Origin of the sequence: Saliphagus infecundisoli (assembly GCF_020177375.1) — an archaeon.
GTDB classification, from domain to species: domain Archaea; phylum Halobacteriota; class Halobacteria; order Halobacteriales; family Natrialbaceae; genus Saliphagus; species Saliphagus infecundisoli.
This window is the reverse complement of the sequence record NZ_JAIWHV010000006.1, coordinates 53,840-71,342: the sequence shown is the minus strand read 5'-3', so window position 1 is coordinate 71,342 and position 17,503 is coordinate 53,840. Positions and strand designations below refer to the sequence as shown.

The 17,503-nt window shown below is 69.1% G+C and carries 21 protein-coding genes and 1 pseudogene; 12 read left to right on the top strand and 10 right to left on the bottom strand.

Annotated features, from left to right (window positions below):
- Positions 1-23 precede the first annotated feature (23 nt).
- The 4 genes from hisH to LCF40_RS10290 are packed head-to-tail and all read left to right on the top strand — an operon-like array spanning position 24 to position 2,101.
- On the top strand, positions 24-686 hold the full coding sequence (gene hisH / locus LCF40_RS10305; protein WP_224828476.1) for an imidazole glycerol phosphate synthase subunit HisH: 663 nt from the start codon (positions 24-26) through the stop codon (positions 684-686).
- A gap of 40 nt (positions 687-726) precedes the next feature.
- Complete coding sequence (locus LCF40_RS10300; protein ID WP_224828402.1) at positions 727-1,131, top strand: hypothetical protein; 405 nt, start codon at positions 727-729, stop codon at positions 1,129-1,131.
- On the top strand, positions 1,128-1,697 hold the full coding sequence (locus LCF40_RS10295) for an NUDIX hydrolase (protein WP_224828401.1): 570 nt from the start codon (positions 1,128-1,130) through the stop codon (positions 1,695-1,697). Before LCF40_RS10300 ends, LCF40_RS10295 begins: the two co-directional genes overlap by 4 nt.
- Before the next feature lie 38 nt (positions 1,698-1,735).
- On the top strand, positions 1,736-2,101 hold the full coding sequence (locus LCF40_RS10290; RefSeq protein ID WP_224828400.1) for a rhodanese-like domain-containing protein: 366 nt from the start codon (positions 1,736-1,738) through the stop codon (positions 2,099-2,101).
- 51 nt (positions 2,102-2,152) lie between these two features.
- Here LCF40_RS10290 and yciH read toward each other — a convergent pair whose 3' ends face one another.
- From yciH to LCF40_RS10265, 5 genes are all read right to left on the bottom strand, one after another.
- Entirely contained in the window at positions 2,153-2,446 is a 294-nt protein-coding gene (gene yciH / locus LCF40_RS10285; protein ID WP_114576134.1) for a stress response translation initiation inhibitor YciH, read from the bottom strand.
- A 138-nt stretch (positions 2,447-2,584) separates the two neighbouring features.
- Entirely contained in the window at positions 2,585-4,942 is a 2,358-nt protein-coding gene (locus LCF40_RS23415) for a transglutaminase TgpA family protein (protein ID WP_224828399.1), read from the bottom strand.
- Positions 4,939-6,027: a DUF58 domain-containing protein gene (locus tag LCF40_RS10275; RefSeq protein ID WP_224828398.1), complete on the bottom strand. Its 1,089-nt coding sequence runs from the start codon at positions 6,025-6,027 to the stop codon at positions 4,939-4,941. The genes LCF40_RS23415 and LCF40_RS10275 overlap by 4 nt, the downstream gene beginning before the upstream one ends.
- Entirely contained in the window at positions 6,028-7,026 is a 999-nt protein-coding gene (locus LCF40_RS10270) for an AAA family ATPase (RefSeq protein WP_224828397.1), read from the bottom strand.
- Positions 7,027-7,229: 203 nt separating this feature from the next.
- Positions 7,230-7,424, bottom strand: coding sequence for a cold-shock protein (locus tag LCF40_RS10265; RefSeq protein ID WP_114576138.1), 195 nt, complete (start codon positions 7,422-7,424; stop codon positions 7,230-7,232).
- Positions 7,425-7,614: 190 nt separating this feature from the next.
- Between LCF40_RS10265 and LCF40_RS10260 the strand changes: the two are divergent.
- A pseudogene (locus tag LCF40_RS10260) lies at positions 7,615-7,989 on the top strand (zinc ribbon domain-containing protein); the annotation flags it as partial.
- A 52-nt stretch (positions 7,990-8,041) separates the two neighbouring features.
- Here LCF40_RS10260 and LCF40_RS10255 read toward each other — a convergent pair.
- Complete coding sequence (locus LCF40_RS10255; protein ID WP_224828396.1) at positions 8,042-8,302, bottom strand: DUF7573 domain-containing protein; 261 nt, start codon at positions 8,300-8,302, stop codon at positions 8,042-8,044.
- 101 nt (positions 8,303-8,403) lie between these two features.
- Between LCF40_RS10255 and LCF40_RS10250 the strand changes: the two genes are divergently transcribed.
- Positions 8,404-8,595: a DUF8024 family protein gene (locus tag LCF40_RS10250; RefSeq protein WP_114576141.1), complete on the top strand. Its 192-nt coding sequence runs from the start codon at positions 8,404-8,406 to the stop codon at positions 8,593-8,595.
- Here LCF40_RS10250 and LCF40_RS10245 read toward each other — a convergent pair.
- Positions 8,582-9,559, bottom strand: a complete 978-nt coding sequence (locus LCF40_RS10245; RefSeq protein WP_224828395.1) for a 5,10-methylenetetrahydromethanopterin reductase — start codon at positions 9,557-9,559, stop codon at positions 8,582-8,584. The two genes, LCF40_RS10250 and LCF40_RS10245, sit on opposite strands and share 14 nt — an antisense overlap.
- On the bottom strand, positions 9,556-10,314 hold the full coding sequence (locus tag LCF40_RS10240; protein WP_224828394.1) for a coenzyme F420-0:L-glutamate ligase: 759 nt from the start codon (positions 10,312-10,314) through the stop codon (positions 9,556-9,558). The genes LCF40_RS10245 and LCF40_RS10240 overlap by 4 nt, the downstream gene beginning before the upstream one ends.
- An 84-nt stretch (positions 10,315-10,398) precedes the next feature.
- Between LCF40_RS10240 and LCF40_RS10235 the strand changes: the two genes are divergently transcribed.
- Positions 10,399-11,691: an eIF2B alpha/beta/delta subunit family protein gene (locus tag LCF40_RS10235; protein WP_224828393.1), complete on the top strand. Its 1,293-nt coding sequence runs from the start codon at positions 10,399-10,401 to the stop codon at positions 11,689-11,691.
- A 142-nt stretch (positions 11,692-11,833) separates the two neighbouring features.
- Positions 11,834-12,766, top strand: a complete 933-nt coding sequence (ddh, locus tag LCF40_RS10230; protein ID WP_224828392.1) for a D-2-hydroxyacid dehydrogenase — start codon at positions 11,834-11,836, stop codon at positions 12,764-12,766.
- On the opposite strand, the gene engB is transcribed toward ddh, so the two are convergent.
- Entirely contained in the window at positions 12,763-13,380 is a 618-nt protein-coding gene (engB, locus tag LCF40_RS10225; RefSeq protein WP_224828391.1) for a GTP-binding protein EngB, read from the bottom strand. The two genes, ddh and engB, sit on opposite strands and share 4 nt — an antisense overlap.
- Before the next feature lie 100 nt (positions 13,381-13,480).
- The gene (rnz, locus tag LCF40_RS10220) at positions 13,481-14,413 is read right to left on the bottom strand and encodes a ribonuclease Z (RefSeq protein WP_224828390.1); all 933 of its coding nucleotides are present in this window, start codon (positions 14,411-14,413) and stop codon (positions 13,481-13,483) included.
- A gap of 127 nt (positions 14,414-14,540) precedes the next feature.
- On the opposite strand from rnz, the gene LCF40_RS10215 reads away from it, so the two are divergent.
- The 4 genes from LCF40_RS10215 (at position 14,541) to LCF40_RS10205 (ending at position 17,423) form a co-directional block, all read left to right on the top strand.
- Complete coding sequence (locus LCF40_RS10215) at positions 14,541-15,815, top strand: DUF7282 domain-containing protein (RefSeq protein WP_224828389.1); 1,275 nt, start codon at positions 14,541-14,543, stop codon at positions 15,813-15,815.
- A 39-nt stretch (positions 15,816-15,854) separates the two neighbouring features.
- Complete coding sequence (locus LCF40_RS10210) at positions 15,855-16,913, top strand: AAA family ATPase (protein ID WP_224828388.1); 1,059 nt, start codon at positions 15,855-15,857, stop codon at positions 16,911-16,913.
- 177 nt (positions 16,914-17,090) lie between these two features.
- Positions 17,091-17,225: a hypothetical protein gene (locus LCF40_RS23180; protein WP_263623655.1), complete on the top strand. Its 135-nt coding sequence runs from the start codon at positions 17,091-17,093 to the stop codon at positions 17,223-17,225.
- 30 nt (positions 17,226-17,255) lie between these two features.
- Entirely contained in the window at positions 17,256-17,423 is a 168-nt protein-coding gene (locus LCF40_RS10205) for a hypothetical protein (RefSeq protein ID WP_224828387.1), read from the top strand.
- Positions 17,424-17,503 lie beyond the last annotated feature (80 nt).

Below are 17,503 nucleotides of genomic sequence, written 5' to 3'. Positions count from 1 at the left end.
GGGGAGTAGCCTCCGCCATGAGCATGCAGACGGACGCCCGGCGGGAGGGCGAGGCGGCGGCCTCGGTGGTCGTCGTCGACTACGGCCTGGGGAACCTCCGGAGCGTCACCCGCGGGTTGGAGCGGGCGGGCGCCGAAGTGGAGATCACCGACGATCCGGACGCCTTCGGCGAGGCCGACGGCGTCGTCCTCCCCGGCGTCGGCGCCTTCCGGGAGGGCGTCGAGAACGCCGACCCGATCCGGGAGCACCTGCTCGCGGTCGCCGAAAGCGACACGCCTCTCTTTGGCATCTGTCTGGGGATGCAGATGCTGCTGTCGGGCAGCGAGGAAGGCGAGGACGACGCCGAGGGCGCCGCGAGCGCCGGCCTCGGCCTGATCCCCGGGACGAACCTCCGGTTCGACCAGGGCCAGAAGGTGCCACACATGGGCTGGAACGAGCTCAGCGTCGAGCGCGACCACCCGCTCGTCGAGGGCGTTAGTGGCGAGTACGCGTACTTCGTCCACTCCTACTACGCGGTGCCCGACGACGAAGGGGCGGTCGTCGCGACGACCGACTACGGCCTCGAGTTCCCCGCGATAATCGCCGACGACTCCGGAACCGTCTTCGGCACCCAGTTTCATCCCGAGAAGAGCGGCGAGACCGGGTTGACGATCCTCCGGAACTTCGTCGGTCTCTGCGGGGAGTGAGAGGGAAACGCGTATTGGCTCCCGGGCCCGATCCCCACCGATGCGCCGGCGCTACCTGCTCGCGGTTGCAACCGTTCTCTTCGCTCTCCTCGCGCTCCTGGCGCTCGGGGCCCTCCCCTCCCTGCTGGGCGGCGGCGGCGAGGTCTACTACGTCACCGCGACGTCCGTCGAGAGCGAGAACGGAAACGGGGAACCGATACGGGCGGAGAACCTCTCGGAGAACCGGTTTCCGTACACTCACCAGGCGATCGAGGAGGGGATCTCCGACGCCTACGAGGAGGGGCGGTTCGGGATCAAGGAGTCGTTCACCCACACGCCGAGCGACGAGTTCGGCGAACTCCGGGTCCGTGAGGGGGCGGCGACCCCCGGGGACGAGGAAGGCGTCCTGGTCGTCGAAAACGGCAGTTACTACCACCTGGAGATCACAACCGACCCAGGAGAATGACCGACGACGCCGGCGAGCCCGAGGAGTGGACCGTGATCGAGTCGGTGACCGAGTACGAGACCCCGTGGTACGACGGCGGCTACGACCTCGTCCGCCAGCCCGACGGCACGGAAAAGCGCTACTACTGGGCTTCGCTTCCGCCGGCGGTCGTGGTCGTCGCCCGCACTGACGGCCCCGAGGGACCCGCCGGCGACGAACTGCTCTTCGTCGAGCAGTATCGGCCGACGGTCGGCGAGCACCACCTCGAACTCCCCGCGGGCATCGTCGAGGACGGCGAGTCCTACACCGCGGCCGCGGCCCGCGAACTCGAGGAGGAGACCGGCTTTCGGCCGGAGACGACGGTTCTTCTGGAGGAGTACGCGGTCGCGACCGGCCTCCTCAGACACGATCGGGCGGTCGTCTACGCCGACGGGCTGGTGCCGGGAGAGCGCGCCCTCGACACGAACGAGTTCCTCGAGCTCCGGCGGGTGCCCGTCGAGGACGCTCTGGATCGCGCCCGCGAGGCACCGGCGAACGACGCGACGATCGACGGACTCCTGTTGGCCAAAGCCGACGGCTTCCTGTAGCGGAGCGCTTATTCGCCGGCCGACCTAACAGGCCGGCGATGGACGGCGAGATCACCGTCGAGGACGTCCGCGATCTCCTCGAGAGCGACGGCGTTCGGATCGTCGATATCCGCGACGAACACAGTTTTCGCCGGGAGCGGATCCCCGGCAGCGAGAACCTTCCCTTCCCCGAACTGCCCGGTCGGGTCGAGGAGCTAGACGGTGCCGACCGGATCGTGACGGTCTGTCCCCACGGGAAGGCCAGCGTCCAGGCCGCCCGTCTCATCGGCTCCTACGAGGGGGCGACCGACGCCCGCGTCGAGAGCATGACCGGCGGGCTCGAGGCGTGGGCCGACCGGTACGAACTGGAGTCGGCCGCCACCGCCGACTCCGGCGGAGCCGAGGGGCCCGACGCGCCGTTCTGAGGAGCGGTCGCTCGGCGGTCGAGCGATCGAAAACGAGGTCGGCTGTCGGAGTCAGGCGACGTTGAAGCCGCGGTCCCGGAGGAAGTCCTCGATGCGGCCGGTGTGGTTGCCCTGGAGCTCGATCTGGCTGTCCTCGACTGTCCCCCCGCAGGCGAACTTCGATTTGAGGTCCGAGGAGAGGCTGTCTAGATCGACGTCTTTCGGATCGAACCCTTCAATGATCGTTACTTCCTTGCCGTATCTGCGCTCGTCAATGCGGATGGTGAGCTGTTGTTGGCCCTTGGCGACGTCCTCGCAGACGCAGAGCTCCTCGGGCAGCCCGCACGTCGAGCAGACTTCCGACATTACGCTCGACGGTAGGAAACGACCATATTAAACACTGTCGGGACCCCGATCCCCGCCCGTGATCCTTTTTACGTCGATGCCCGGTATACGGTCGGGCGTAAGCCGTGGACGGTTTTCGCCCATCGACTCGGCGAAAAACTATCGACCGTTACGTCCGGCCGTATAGAGCCGGCCGATCGCCGGCAGTTCCTCCCGGGCCATCCGGTCGACGAGGTCGATCGCCTCGTTGGCCGCCGCCCGGTCGATGCCCCCGCCGTAGGTCGACCGTTCGTACAGTTCCTCGACCCGGCGGGCGCGCGGATCGAACGAGGGCGTCCCCGAGAGCGCCTCGACGTACTGGCGGGTCGACTCCCCTGCCTCGCGGGGCCTGTGACGGCGTTCGAGGAGGATCTCGAGGCGGCGGTAGGCCCGTTCGACGTCCGCGTCGGGGCCCGCCGTCCGGCCCTGGTACTGGAGGCGGGCGCTCCGGCTCACCCGGGCAGTGGCGCCCGTCCGGTGGGCGCCGGCGGCCAGGCCGACGAGGACGGCGATCCCGACGATGGCGGTTTCGGGCGAGGAGGGCGGGAACTCCCGCTCGCCGTCGCCCTCGCCGTCATCACCGTCGGTCGCGTTCGCACTGCCGTTTCCTCCCTCGGGGTCGAGACTGTCGATCCCGGGCTCGGCGCTGCCGTTGGGCCCGCGATCGTTGGGAAGCGCCCCGTCGGGAATCTCCGACGGCGGCTCGGTCGGTCCGACGCCGCCTCCGGCGGGCTCGGAGACGTTGATCGGGGCGTTTTCGACCTCGACGCGGTCGAGGTCGGGGCCGTCTGAGGTGTTGCCCTCGGGCCCGGCGGCGACGTCCTCGCTCGCCCCGGTGTCGACGCCTGATTCATTGTTCTCGCGGGCGTCCTCGAGCCGGTCGTAGTGGACGTCGTCGCGGTCGCCGCCGGGCGTGGGGTCGAAGGCGACCCAGCCGTGTCCGGGGAAGTAGGCCTCGACCCAGGCGTGGGCGTTGAGTCCGCGGACGACCCACTCGTTGTCGTCGACCTGCTGGCCGCTCGTGTAGCCGGTGACGTAGCGCGCCGGGATCCCTTCGGTCCGGAGCATCTGGGTCATCGTCGTCGCGAAGTAGACGCAGTAGCCCTCCTCCATCTCGAGGAGGAACCCCTCGGCGACGTTGCCGTCGGGTCGGGTGACGTTCAGCGAGTAGCCCTTCTCGGTCCGGAGGTGCTCCTCTATCGCGCTCGCGGCCTCGTGGGGGTCGTCGGCGTCGGCGACGACCTCCGCGGTCGCGTCCTCGAACTCTGCGGACACCCCTTCGGGCTGTTGGAGGTACTGTGCCGTGACCTCCTCGGGGTAGTCGGTGCTCGCGTTCGCCAGCTCCTCGCTCGAGGCGTTGAGCACGGCGCTCTCGACGTTGTACCTGTCGCCTTCGATCAGCGCCTCGCTCGGGTGGAACTGGCCGTGGTCCGTCCGTTCGGTGATCTCCCGGACGTCGCCCTCGATCTCGACCGGGGAGGCCGCCGCCGGCAGCACGCGGGCGTCGTCCTCGACGGTCACCGTCTGGTTCACCGTCTCGGTCTCTCCTGGGGGCGCCTCGAGGCGGCCGTCGAAGGCCTCCTGCTGGCCGGTCCGCACCCACCCCTCGCCGGTGAAGCGGTCGTAGACGCCGGTGCGCCAGTACGATTCGCGCTCGCTGCGGACGGTAAAGCGGACCTCCGGCGACAGCGAGACGTTGCCCGCGATCGTCGTCTCCTCGGGCGCCGTCGCGGAGTTGGCCTCGAGGCTCCCGTCGGTGCCCTGGCCCTCGATCAGCACCGTCGGCCCGGGCGTCCCGCCGGGGACCAGCGAGACCGAAAGCGAGAGGACGACCATCGCCGCGAACAGGACGGCGAGCACGTCCGCCTGGGCGATCGTCCCCCGGCGGAGCTCGAGCTCGCCGAAGCCGACGGCGGCGATCCCGCCGACGGTCCCCGCGAGCGTGGTCGCGACGCCGGCGTCCCCCGAGAGCACGAGGAAGGCAAGCGCGATCCCGCCCGCGAGGACGCCGAGGACGTACCGGCGGCGGACGGCGAGATACCACGAGAGAAAGACCGGTCCGGGTGCGAACGCCAGCGCCCAGCTGTCAACCGCCATCATCCGCAGCAGCGGCATCCCCGTTGTGATCGCGATCGTATCCGAGGCCAGTCTGTCCAACGAGCCGAGAGCGGTCCCGACCCCGACCCCGGTGACGGTGAAGTAGTAGCCGAAGCCGACGGCACCGAAGAGGAGGGCCGTTCCCACCGCGGTCCGGACGGCGATCGCCCGGGCGAGCAGCGTCGCGGCCGCGAACACGACCGCGACGACGGCCAGCAGTCGGGCCGTCCCGCCGACGACCCCCGTCACCTCCAGCAACACCGAGACGTACGACGCCGTGAGCACGAGCACGCCCGCGAGCGCCCCGGTCCGGAACGCCCGGTCGGGGATCGCCCGGTCGACGTCGACCGACCGGCTCGCGGTCGCATCGGTCGTGCTCACGCGACCACCTCCCGGCCCTCATCCTTCGAATCCGGGGCGATTCCGGTCCGGAGATCGCCCTCCCGGAACCGGTCGAAGGGGATCGTCTCCTCGCCGACCGCGACGACCGTTCCCGTTTCGTCGGCACGGACCACCACGTCGGCCTCGCGTCTCGCCCGGTCGGTGGCGATCCCGTCGCCGGTCCGGGCGAGCAAGCGAAGCGCCTCGAGGTGGTGGTCGTGGCCCGCCCGCGATGGCAGTGAGCCCGCGGGCGTGGCGACCGAGACGCGGACGCCAGACTCGAGGAGGTAGGTCGCGACGCTCGCGGTCGCCGTCGCCATCTGGTCGGCGCGGTCGCGACCCGCCTCCGCGAGGAGGGCGACCTCCCCGACGTCGTCGTCGGCGACGAACTCTTTGACGACGAGTTCGCCGTCGGCACGTTTCGCGGTCGACTTCCAGTGGACGTCCCGCAGCGAGTCGCCCCGGTCGTACTCCCGGAGGTGATCGAACTCCTCGCGGCTCCCCTCGCGGATCGCCAGCGCGAGCGTCCGCAGGTCCCGCCGCGAGGCCCCCCGCAGGTCGTATACCTCGGGGTAGACGAGGACCCGGCCGGTCGCGGCCACCGAGAACTCTCGGGAGACGAGCCCGAGGACGTCCCGGACGGTCACGGTGACGGGACCGACCGTCCGCTCGCCGCGGGCGGTCAGCCGGACGTCGTACGTGACCTCGCTTCCCTCGGCGATGGTGAGCTCGGCGACGGCGTCGGCCTCGGGGTCGGCAACGATTCCCTCGCGCCAGGACTCGCTCGGTGCCTCCCGGATCGTCGCCAGCCCGTCGCCGACCTCGTCCTCGACGGTCGCGGCGATCGGGTTCCCGGCAGTGAGCGACAGCGAGACGGTCCGGCGCTCGCCGACGAACCCGTCCTCGACGGCGGCCCGCTCTACCGTCGGCGTCTCCGCACGGGAGACCGCCACGACCGCCGCCAACAGGGCGAGCAAGAGGGGAGCGACGAGCGCGTTCAGCGACCGGGCGCCGTAGAGCCAGGCCATCACGAGACAGCCGGCGACGACGGCGACGACGGCGTAGCCACGGCGGGTGAGCTTCATCTATTCCACCGCTACCCGCTCCAGGGCCCGCTCGACGATGGCCGTCCCGTCGACCTCGGGGTCGTCGGAGCCGGCCCTGATCCGGTGGGGGAGAACGACTGGGGCCTCGTACTGGACGTCGTCGGGGATGACGTAGTCCCGCCCCGAGAGCACCGCCCGGGCCTGGGCGGCCCGCAGCAAGGAGATCGTTCCTCGGGGACTGACCCCGAGACGAGCGTGGTCGCGGGTGTAGCCCGCAAGCCGGGTCGCGTACTCACGGACCGGGGCCTCGACGCGGACCCGGGTCGCCGTCTCGCGGGCCCGCCGGACCGACTCGAGGTCGGTCACCGGCTCTAAGTCCTCGATGGGGTGGTGGCCGACGGTCCGGGCGAGCATCTCGGACTCCTCGTCGGGGTCGGGATAGCCGAGCCGGAGTTTCTTGACGAACCGGTCGACCTCCGCGAACGGCAACTCGTAGGTGCGATCGGGCTCGACCGCGTTCTGGGTCGCGATGACCGTAAACGGCCGCGGGAGGGCCCTGGTCTCGCCGTCGACGGTCACCTGGGCCTCCTCCATCGCCTCGAGCAGGGCCGACTGGGTCTTGGGCGGCGCCCGGTTGATCTCGTCGCCCAGGACGACGTTGGCGAAGACGGGACCGGGCTGGAACTCGAACTCGCGGGTCTTCTGGTTGAAGACGTTGACGCCGGTGACGTCCGACGGGAGGAGATCGGGGGTGAACTGCACCCGGCGGAACCGGCAGTCGATCGAGCGTGCAAGCGAGCGGGCGAGCATCGTCTTGCCGACCCCGGGGACGTCGTCGAGCAGGACGTGGCCCCGCGCGAGGATCGCCGTGACGACGTGTTCGACCGCCTCGTCGTGGCCGACGATGACGCCGGCGACGTTGTCGGTGACGGCCCGACAGAGGTCGGCGGCCTCCTCGGTCGGTAGCGGCTCGACGGCTGTCGGGCGGTCCTCCTGGATCGGATCGTGAGGGCGGTCCCTCGTGTTGGCGTCGGTCATCTGTTCTCTCCCGGCGCCACGGCGGGTACGTGGCGTGGTCTTCTTACCCCTCGTTGGGGTCGTGACGGTGATATGTGTTCCGTCGACTCTCGAACTGCCTGCGGTTGGCGGGTGTACGCACTCCCCACTAATATAACTCGGACCGAACGATGCAGCCGCTTTCGGTGTGACGGTCGAAGAACGATGCCCCGACGGTCGGCCCCTTAGAGCCGTTCTACATTCGACGCCCGTGGCCCCTTCTCGGCCTCGACGATGTCGAATTCGACTTCCTGTCCCTCCTCTAGGTCCGGGCCGCCGACGTCTTCCATGTGAAAGAAGACGTCGTCGTCCGCGTCGTCCGTCTCGATGAACCCGTAACCGCCCGTGTCGTTGAAGAACGCGACCGTACCTTGCGCCATTGCGTCCGCATAAACTCCGGACAACCTCATAAATGTTCTGGGGGTATCGCCGCGAAACTGCCTGCACTTGCCGGTTTTCGGGGGTTCACAGAAAACACAGCGCGGATGCCCCGAGGCTCGACCTCGGGGAGGAAGCGCGTCGATACTCGACACAAACCTCCGTTCTCAGACTATCACACTCCCGAACGTGGACCTAACACACATCCGCGAGAACATCCCGCAGGCGACGTGGCAACACGTGTGGGCGTTCCGTCGATTGTTCCAATATGTCGAGTACAAGGCGGCAGAGCACGGCGTCGAAGCTGCCCAAGTCCCGCCAAACCATACGTCCCAACGGTGCTCGACGTGCGGCTGGACCCACGAGGACAACCGTGATAGCGAGCACTTCGAGTGCTTAAAGTGCGGGTATCAGAACCACGCGGATTACAATGCGGCGAAGAACATCGGTTTCCGGTATCTCCGCCGGCGGCAAAACGCAGCCGACGGAGGCGCACCCGTAGACGTGCGCTTGAATCGCGGGACGTTGAACGTGAGTGGGGAGTACGTCCCCCCCTACCTCTGTTGAGGCATAGAACGGGAGCCCACGCGAAAGCCTCGGGGCTTGACCCCGAGGCAGTTTACCACTCCTTGCAGTCCGAGCAGACGACTCCCTCCTCGCCCCTCCAAACTCGCTCGGTCGCCGACCCACAGCGGGCACAGTCGTACGAGCCCCATCCGTACGTCGCTCGCGCGGGCTCGGCGGCATCCGGATCGCTCCCCTCCCGGCCGCCCGTCGTCGATGCCCGCCGTCGGGATTCGTCCCCTTCCGTATCGGTCCTGGACTCCTCGTCGCCGTCGCCCCCGCTCGTGCAGTCGGCGATCGTCGGCTCCCTGGTCACGACCGGACGTCGGGCGGCGGGCGCCTTAATCCCCGGGCCCGCACCGCACCAGCGGCACCGTAGACCGGCATGGCCAAGTGCGCCGGGCGAAAACTCCCGGTATGGACCCCGTCCCGCTGAACGTCATCGTCGAGAACGTCACCGAGATGACCGAACTGTTCGCCGAGGTCGCGACCGGCGAGCTTCTCGCGCCGCTTCTGTTCCTCGTTGGCGCCCTGCTGGTCGCCTTCAGCCTCGCCGTCTTCGGCGGCCTCACCCTCGGTGCGGTCGGCTCGCTGTTCAGTCTCGAGTAGCCCGCGCCAGAGCCTCGCCGGCGAGCTCTACCCCCCGACCGAGGTCGGGCCCCAGCGGCGAGCCGACGACGATCCCGTCGACGTGTTCGAGGACGGCCTCGAACCGCTCCTCGACCTCTCTCGGGGTCCCCGCGATCGAAAAGGCGTCGAGCATCGCGGGCGTGACCCGCTCGAACGCCGTCGAGAACTCGCCGGCCTCGAGGGCCTCGCCGACCGAGCGGGCGTCCTCGCCGGCGATCCCGTGGCGCTCCAGGACGGGCTCTGCGACGTCGGCCGCGATGAACGCGACCGGCGGCCGGGCGGCCTCCCGTGCGTCGTCGCGGTCCTCGGCGACGCTGACGGAGGCCCACGACAGCGCTTCGAACTCGCCGTCCCGACCGCGCTCGGCTCTCCCCTCCTCGAGCCGTTCTTCGGCCCACGCGAGGTCGTCGGGGTGGGAGGCGTTGACCAGGACGCCGTCGGCGTGTTTGGCGGCCATCCGGAGCATGTCGGGCCCCTGGGCGCCGACGTAGACCGGGATCGCCGCCGAGGGCGTGTTGAGCGACGCTTCGCGGACCTCGAAGGTCCCCTCGCGCGAGACCGTCTTTCCCTGCCAGAGGTCCCGGACGACGTCCATCGTCTCCAACACGCGCCGGAGCGGCCGGTCGCGGTCGATTCCCAGAGCGGCGAGCGCCGAGCGGTCGCCCGCGCCGAGGCCGAGCAGCGCGCGGCCGTCGCTTACCTCCGCTACGGTCGCGACGCGGGCCGCGAGCGTCGCAGGGTGGCTCTCGTAGGGGTTGACGACGCCGGGTCCCAGCCGGATTTCCTCGGTCGCCGCCGCCATCCGCGAGAGCGTGACGAAGGGATCGCGGTTGAAGTAGTGGCTGCTCGCGAAGGCCGCCTCGAACCCCTCTGCCTCGGCGAGAGCGGCGAGATCCGCGAGCTCGTCGGGCGGGTGTTCGGGCGTGAACTCGATTCCCTTCATGGCTCCCACTGCCACTCCCGGAGGGCTTGGCGAACGAAGTCGCTCTCGAGATCACGAAAGAGGTTCTCGCTGCCCGCATGATCGCCAAAGTCCCAGTCCCGGACGACGACGGCGGGGGTGCCGCCGGCACCTTCCCCCGTGACGAGGTTCGCGGCGGCGGCGAGTTCGTCGACGACCGACTGGACGGTGACCGCGAGTTCGTGGCCGTCGCGGTCCTCTTCGCCGCGCCAGTCCCGGCTCGCGGGGATCCCGTCCCAGCCGATCGCCACCCCGCGCTGGCCGTAGCGGAAGGGTCGCCCGCAGGTGTCGGTGACGATCACCGCGACGTCTTCGGGAAGCGCCTCCCGGATCCGGCGGGCGCTCTCCCCGGGTCGTTTCGGGAGCAAGAGGAGGTCGTTGTCGGGGACGTTCGAGCGGTCGATCCCCGCGTTGACACAGACGTGGCCGAAGCGGGTTTCGGTCAGCAGGAACGGCTCCTCCATCACGAGGTCGGTGCTCTCCTCAAGGACTGCCTGGGCGAACCGGGGATCTTTCTCCTCGTCGGTCCGCTCGGAGAGCCGGGTCGCGATCTCCTCGGCCCGCGGGCCGGCGGGGAAATCGGCGAGGTCGGCCACCCGGCTCTCGGCTTTCGAGACCACCGTGCTGGCGACCGTCAGCACGTCGCCGTCGGCGAGGTCCGTCCGTTCGGCGACGAGGGATGCGAGGTCGTCGCCGGGGCGGATCTCGGGGATCCCTTCGACTGCGTCGAGTTCCATACCGTTCGTGGGGGAAGCGCCAGGAAAAGGCCACCGTCATCGGCGGGCGAAACCGACTTTCGGGTTCCCGTCGTGGGGGGACGTATGACCGACGACGGTCCGACCGACGTCGTCACCGCGTTCCTCCGGAACCGGAGCGAGGTCCTGGTCCTCCTGCGAAGCGAAAACGCGGGAAGCTTCCGGGGCCAGTGGGGCGGGATCTCGGGGGACGCCGAGGACGACCCCGACGAGCAGGTCCGCCGGGAGATCCGTGAGGAGGCGGACCTCTCGACAGACGAGACCGATGCCGTCCGGGCGGGTCGCCCCCTCACCGTCGAGAGCGAACGCTGGCGGGTCCACCCCTACCTGTTCGACGCCGGGAACCGCGAGGTCGAACTCGGCGAGGAACACGACGAGGCGGCGTGGGTCTCCCCGACCGGGATCGCCACCGGGGATCGCGAGACCGTCCCCGGTCTCTGGAACGCCTACGAGCGGGTCGCGCCCACGGTTCGATCGATCGCAGTCGACGGCACGCACGGCGCTGCCTTCCTCTCGATTCGCGCGCTCGAGGTCCTCCGGGATCGCGCGGGTCTCCTGGTCGCTGAAGGGAGCGACGATGGGGGGAACGAGGCGAGCGAGGAGTGGGACGAACTCGCTTCCCTCGCCGACCGGCTGATCGAGGCCCGACCGAGCATGGCGGTCCTCCGAAACCGGGTCAACCGGGCGATGGCAGGAGCGGACGACGACGGCCAGGACGCGTCGGCGGTCCTCGATAGCACCCTCGAGGCGATCGACCGGGCCCACGCGGCCGACGACCGGGCGGCCGACAACGCCGCCGGGGAGGTCGGCGGACGGGTGTTGACCCTCTCGCGGTCGGGCACCGTCCGGCGGGCGCTTCGGGCGGGCGACCCCGACCGCGTTTTTGTCGCCGAGTCCCGGCCCGCCTGCGAGGGGCGGGCGGTCGCCGAGGAACTCGCGGCGGAGGTCCCGGGAACGGCGGTGACGCTGCACACCGACGCCGCCGTCGCCCACCTCCTCGCCCGCGCGGACGTCGATACCGTCCTCGTGGGTGCCGACACGGTCCTTCCCGACGGTCGGATCGTGAACAAGACTGGGACTCGAGGGGCCGCGATCGCTGCCGCCCGCGAGGGAGTCCCCGTCTACGCGGTCGCCGCGAGCGACAAGGTCTCGACCCGCGAGGCGGTCAACCTGGAGTCGGGTTCCCCGGAGACGGTCTACGACGGCGAGGCACCGATCGACGTCGCCAACCCGACCTTCGACGTCACTCCCGCGGATTGCCTGACGGGAATCGTCACCGAGGCGGGCGTCGTGGAGTCCGGCGAGATCGAGGCCGTCGCCGAGGAACTCCGGGAGTACGAGCGGTGGGCCGAGAGGTAGGAGCGACAGACCGAAACCCCCCTGGACCCTACAGCAGGCCGGGCGGCGGTGACGAGGAGTTACCCCCACCGAGCCCCGTGTGACGAGGACCCTCTCCCGAGCCGCCCCTCGTATTGAGTAGCCGGCCCGCGTAGCCCGCGGCATGGAGATCGACCGACTCGGAATTCACGACTCCGTCGCGGCCGTCTTCCCGCCCGAGCGGCTCCGCGAGTTCCTCGCGAGCGAGACGCATGGGGGGATCGACGTCGCGGTGATCGGCGACGACGGGCTCGGCGGCGTCGACGGGGTCGTCACCCTGGAGCACCGCGATGCGTTTCGGGACCTCGAGTGGATCCACTCGATCCAGGCGGGGATCGATCGGTTTCCCCTCGAGGCGCTCGATGAGCGGGGCGTCGTCCTCACGAACAGCACGGGGATCCACGGCCGGTCGATCGGCGAGACCGTCGCGGGCTACCTGCTCGCGTTCGCCCGGCGGCTCCACGACCACGTCGCCGCCGGGGAGCGACGGGAGTGGAACCGCCCCGAGTGGGACGAGGCGTTTACCCTTTCGGGGACGACGGCCTGCATCGTCGGCACCGGAACCCTGGGTCGGGGAGTCGCCGACGTCGTCGGCTCGCTGGGCGTTCGTACTGTGGGGGTCCGGCGCTCTCCAGACTCACTGCCGGAGTTCGAGGAGATGTACGCGACCGAGACGCTCCACGAGGCGATCGCCGGCCCGGAGTTCGTTGTCGCGACCGTCCCGCTGACCGCCGACACCGAGGGGCTGTTCGACCGGGCGGCGTTCGAGGCGATGGCCCCCGAGGCTCGCTTCGTCAACGTCGCCCGCGGCGGGGTCGTCGACGAGCCGGCGCTCGTGGCGGCCCTCGAGTCGGGGTCGATCGCGGGGGCGGCCCTGGACGTCTTCGAGACCGAACCGCTTCCCGAATCATCGCCGCTGTGGGGGTTCGAGGAGGTGATCGTCACGCCCCACTGTGGCGCCTACACCCGGGACTACTACCGGGACGTCGGGGAGATCGTCGCCGACAACGTCGTGCGCATCGAGCGGGACGGCGAGTTTCGAAACCGGGTGGTCTAGAAGAACGTGAAGAGGTCGTCCCTCTCCTGGTCGTGGAGGTGGGTCCGGACCGCTTTTTCCAGGGGGTCGAGCTGGCCCCGCTTGGCGCTGATCGGGGCGACCGTCTCCTGCCACTGTTTCCAGGGCGGGAGCAGGCCGAGGCGGTCACAGATCGCGTCGAGGCGTTCGTCGCGGTCGTCGACCTTGTCCATCTTGTTGACCGCGACGACCGTCGGGATATCGAGTTCCCGGAGGAAGTGAAACAGCTCGACGTCGTAGGGGATCTCTTCGCCGCCGCTGTGGCGGTCGATGATATCGACGACGCTCTTGCCGTCGACGACGTGGATCGCGACGAGGATCTTCTCGGCGTTGTCCTCGAGATAGCGGACGATCCCGGTCTTGATCTCCTCGCGGCGCTCCTCGGGAACGCCGCTCATGAACCCGTAGCCGGGGAGGTCGGTGATCACGAAGTCCTCGGGGGCCCAGTCGTAGTGGTTCGGCGAGCGCGTTACCCCTGGATTCCGGCCGGTGTCGAACGTGTGGCCGGTCAGCTCGCGCATCAACGTGGACTTGCCCACGTTCGAGCGGCCGACGAGGACGGCCTCGCTTCCGCGGTCCGGGCGGGTGTCGAACATACCCCGCCTACGGGCCGTCGGGCAAAAGACCCGGCGTTCGCGGCCCCTGGCGATAGTTCGACGGTCGTCGTCCGCGCCGGGGCCGTCCCGACCCCTCGATTCACTCGTCGGCGTCGGGATAGGGGATCTCGACGGCGTCGCCGTCGTCGGGGGCGAACACCTCGCCGTCGAAGACCTCGCGGGCCTGCGCGAGGTGGTCCCCGGTCCGGCCGGCGTACCGCGAGGAGAGGTGGGTCAGTGCGAGTCGGCGGGCGCCGGCCTCGCTCGCGATGGCGCCGGCTTGACGGGCCGTCGAGTGGGCAGTCTTGCCCGCGCGCTCGACACCGTCGTCGGCGAACGTCGCGTCGTGGATCAACAGGTCGGGCTCGTCGGCGGCCTCGACGGTCCCAGCCACGGGCCGGGTGTCGCCGGTGTAGACGACCGAGCGTCCGGGGCGGGGGTCGCCGACGACCTGCTCCGGCCGGACGACGGCGCCGTCCTCGAGCTCGACGGGGTCGCCCTCGTGGAGCTGCGAGAACTTCGGGCCGACGGGGACGCCCAGTTCCTCGGCCCGTTCGCGGTCGAAGCGGCCCTTGCGCTCGTCCTCGACCAGCGCGTAGCCGACCGAGCGGGTGTCGTGGTCGGCGTCGAACGCCCGGACCTCGTACTCGTCGGCGCGGTAGGCGACGTCGCCGGGAGCGACCTCGTCGATCCGGACCGGAAAGGAGGGTCGGGTTCCGCCCGCGGCGATCAGCTCCTCCAGTCGGCGCCGACAGCCCCGTGGGGCGTGGACGGCGAGGGGGGCCGCACGCTCGTTGAAGTCCATCGTCTGGAGCAAGCCCGGGATCCCGAAGACGTGGTCGCCGTGGAGATGTGTGACGAACAGCTGCGAGACCGAAAACCCCGTCGAAAAGCGCATCATCTGGCGCTGGGTTCCCTCGCCGGCGTCGAAGAGGAGCTCGTCGCCCTCGCGGGCGACGTGGATCGCCGTCGGATTCCGCTCGGCCGTCGGGACGGCCCCGCTGGTCCCCAGGAACGTCACGCGCAGTGCCATCACCCGGGACTGGGAGCGGCCGGGGTAAACCGGCTTCGATCCAAGTGGTTGCATATGCGTGGTCGAAAGGGTGAAATTTACATCACTGCGGGACGAACGCAGGGATAGACTGGAGACAACCGCGAGAATGAGTAGACTACCCGAGCTCGGCACGGTAAAACGGATCGGCGCCATCCTGGTCGCCCTCGTCGTCGTCCTCGCGGCGGGGACGGTGGTCGGGCAGGCACCCGCACTCTTCGGCGCCGACGTCACAGAGGAGCCCGAAGGCTCGATCGAGTTCTCGGATCAGACCGGCGACGGCACGAGCGCCACCGTCGACAACGTCACCCTCTCTGACGGCGGCTTCGTGGTCGTCACGTCGGAAGGCGAGATCGTCGGCGTCTCGGAGTATCTCGGCGAGGGAGACCACGAGAACGTCACGGTCGAACAGCGCGGCGAGGGGGAGCTGCTCGGCCAGCTGACGGCGACGGCCCACCAGGACGTCACCGGCAACGAGACGTTCGTCGGCCCCGAGGAGGCCGGCGAGGACGAGGACCACGACCGGCCCTACATCGGCGCGGACGGCTATCCCGTAAGCGACACCGCGACCGTCTCGATGCCCGACGGCCCCGAGGAGGGCGCCACGAGCACCTCCTTCATCGTCGAGTCCGCGAACGCGACCGATCGGGTTCCGGTAAACGACACCTTGGAGATCACGAGCGAGATCCGCAACCCCAACGACTTCGAGGACCAACAGCCAGTCGACTTCCGGATCGACGGCGAGGTCCGTGAACGCCAGATCGTCTCGCTCTCGGCCGACGAGACCCGCCAGCTCAACTTCACGATCGACCTCAGCGGCGTCGAACCCGGCGAACACGGCTACGGGATCTACACCGACGAGGACGGCGCCGTCGACGACTTCCTCGTCGAGTACGCGCCCGCGGACGTGACCGTCGTCGAGGCCACGCCCGAGGAGGTCGTCGCCGACGCGACGCTCCCGATCGACGGGTTCCTCGCCGTCGAGGACGGCAACGGCTCCGTCGTCGCGACCTCCGACGCTCTCGAGTACGGCGACCACGAGAACGTGACGATCGACGTCGGGGACGAACTCGCCGACGGCGAGACCGCGACCGTCGTCGTCTACGGCGGCGACCCCGGGGAGGTGGCGACGACGGTACCGTACGTGGATGGCGAGGGCGACCCTGTCCAGGCGACCGCGACCGTCGAGGGCGAGGCCGACGACGCCCTCTCGCCCGGCGGCGGGATCGGGGACAACGAGTCGAACGGAACCGACGATGGCAACCAGACGAACGAGACCAACGGGACCGACGCGACCAACGAAAGCGACGGGGCGGACGGCTCGAACGAGTCCGACGACGGGAGCGGAAACGAGACCCAGGCCGAAGGCGAGGACGACGCGTAACCGACCGATTCTTACCGCCAGCCGCCCTACAGATCGGCGATGGACGGGCCACTGTGGACCGAGGCGCACGCGCCGGAGCTGTCGGAACTCCCCCAAGACGGCGCCCGAGAGTATCTCGAGCGAGCGATCGAGGAGCCGATCAACCTGATCCTCCAGGGGCCGACGGGAAGCGGAAAGACCGCGGCCGCACGCGCACTCGCCCGCGAGGCCCACGCGGATCCCGACAACGACTTCGTCGAGATTAACGTCGCGGACTTCTTTGAGCGGACGAAAAAGGAGATCCGCGAGGACCCCCGCTTTGCGCACTTCCTCCAGGGCCAGACCGAGTTCTCCAAACAGTACCGCCGGAGCGGCGACCGGTCGAACAAGTACAAGCGAAACTGGTCGAAACGGGACATGATCGCCCACGTCCTCAAAGAACAGGCGGGCTACGCGCCCTCCTCGGGGACGTACAAGACGATCCTGCTCGACAACGCCGAGACGATTCGGGAGGACTTCCAGCAGGCCCTTCGCCGGATCATGGAACAACACCACCGGACGACCCAGTTCGTGATCGGGACCCGCCAGCCCACCAAGCTGATCCCGCCGATCCGTTCGCGGTGTTTCCCGGTCACGATGCGCGCGCCCACCAGCGAGGAGACCGTCGCGGTACTCGAGCGGATCGCCGAGCGCGAAGGCGTCGAGTACGACGCCGACGGCCTCGAGTTCGTCGCGGGCTACGCCGACGGCGACCTCCGCCGGGCGATCTTAGCTTCTCAGACCGCCGCCGTCGAGGAAGGCGAGATCACGATGGACGCCGCCTACGAGACCATCGGGAGCGTCGGCTACGACGACGAAGTGGGGGAGATGCTCGAGGACGCCGAATCGGGGGCGTTCACCGACGCCCGGAGCACGCTCGACGACCTGCTGGTGGACGAGGGACTGTCGGGCAGCGAGGTCATCGACGAGGTGCTGTCGGTCGCGCGCAAGCAGTACCAGGGCGAGAAACTCGCCAGGTTACACCGGCTGGCGGCTGACGTCGAGTTCGAGATGGGCGAAGGGGCGAGCGATCGGATCCACGTTTCGCATCTACTGGCGGAGTTGGGTCGAGAGGCCTGATACGGATTGCTGTAACGATTTACCGGTGAAATCCCAGAACGGTCATGGTTTCACCGGTACTGATTCACAGAAGTCCGTATGAGGGTCGAACGGCGATAACGAATGGGGTCGGGGTACTGGCCGCACTCGACTTTCACATCGCAAACCGTTATCGGATAGCACGAGAGATGGAGAGGTGTGACCGCCGACGTCGCGTATCCCTCCGTCGAACTCGTTTGTGGTCTCCACGACCAGATCGTTCGCGAAGGCGACGACACGGAACCAGGGATTCGGTCGGAAAACGTGACCGGGTCCGCCCTACATTACGTATAAAAAGGCGCGAACGCACATATCCAGTAGACAATGGCGTCCGGTACTGAACCCTCCACGGCCGACGACGAGGTTCGCCGTCTGTACGAGCGATACCAGTCAGCAGACACCGACGAGGAGCGCCACAAAATTCTCCTCGAGATGGGAGAACTTGACGGACGCCGCCACTCGGATATCTACGCCGCACTCGAGAGCGAGTAGCCCGTTGTCCGGTAGCTATGAATCCGGTCTCAGCACCCGAATAGGACCCGTTCTGTCGTTCTCACGACGGACATCAGAGA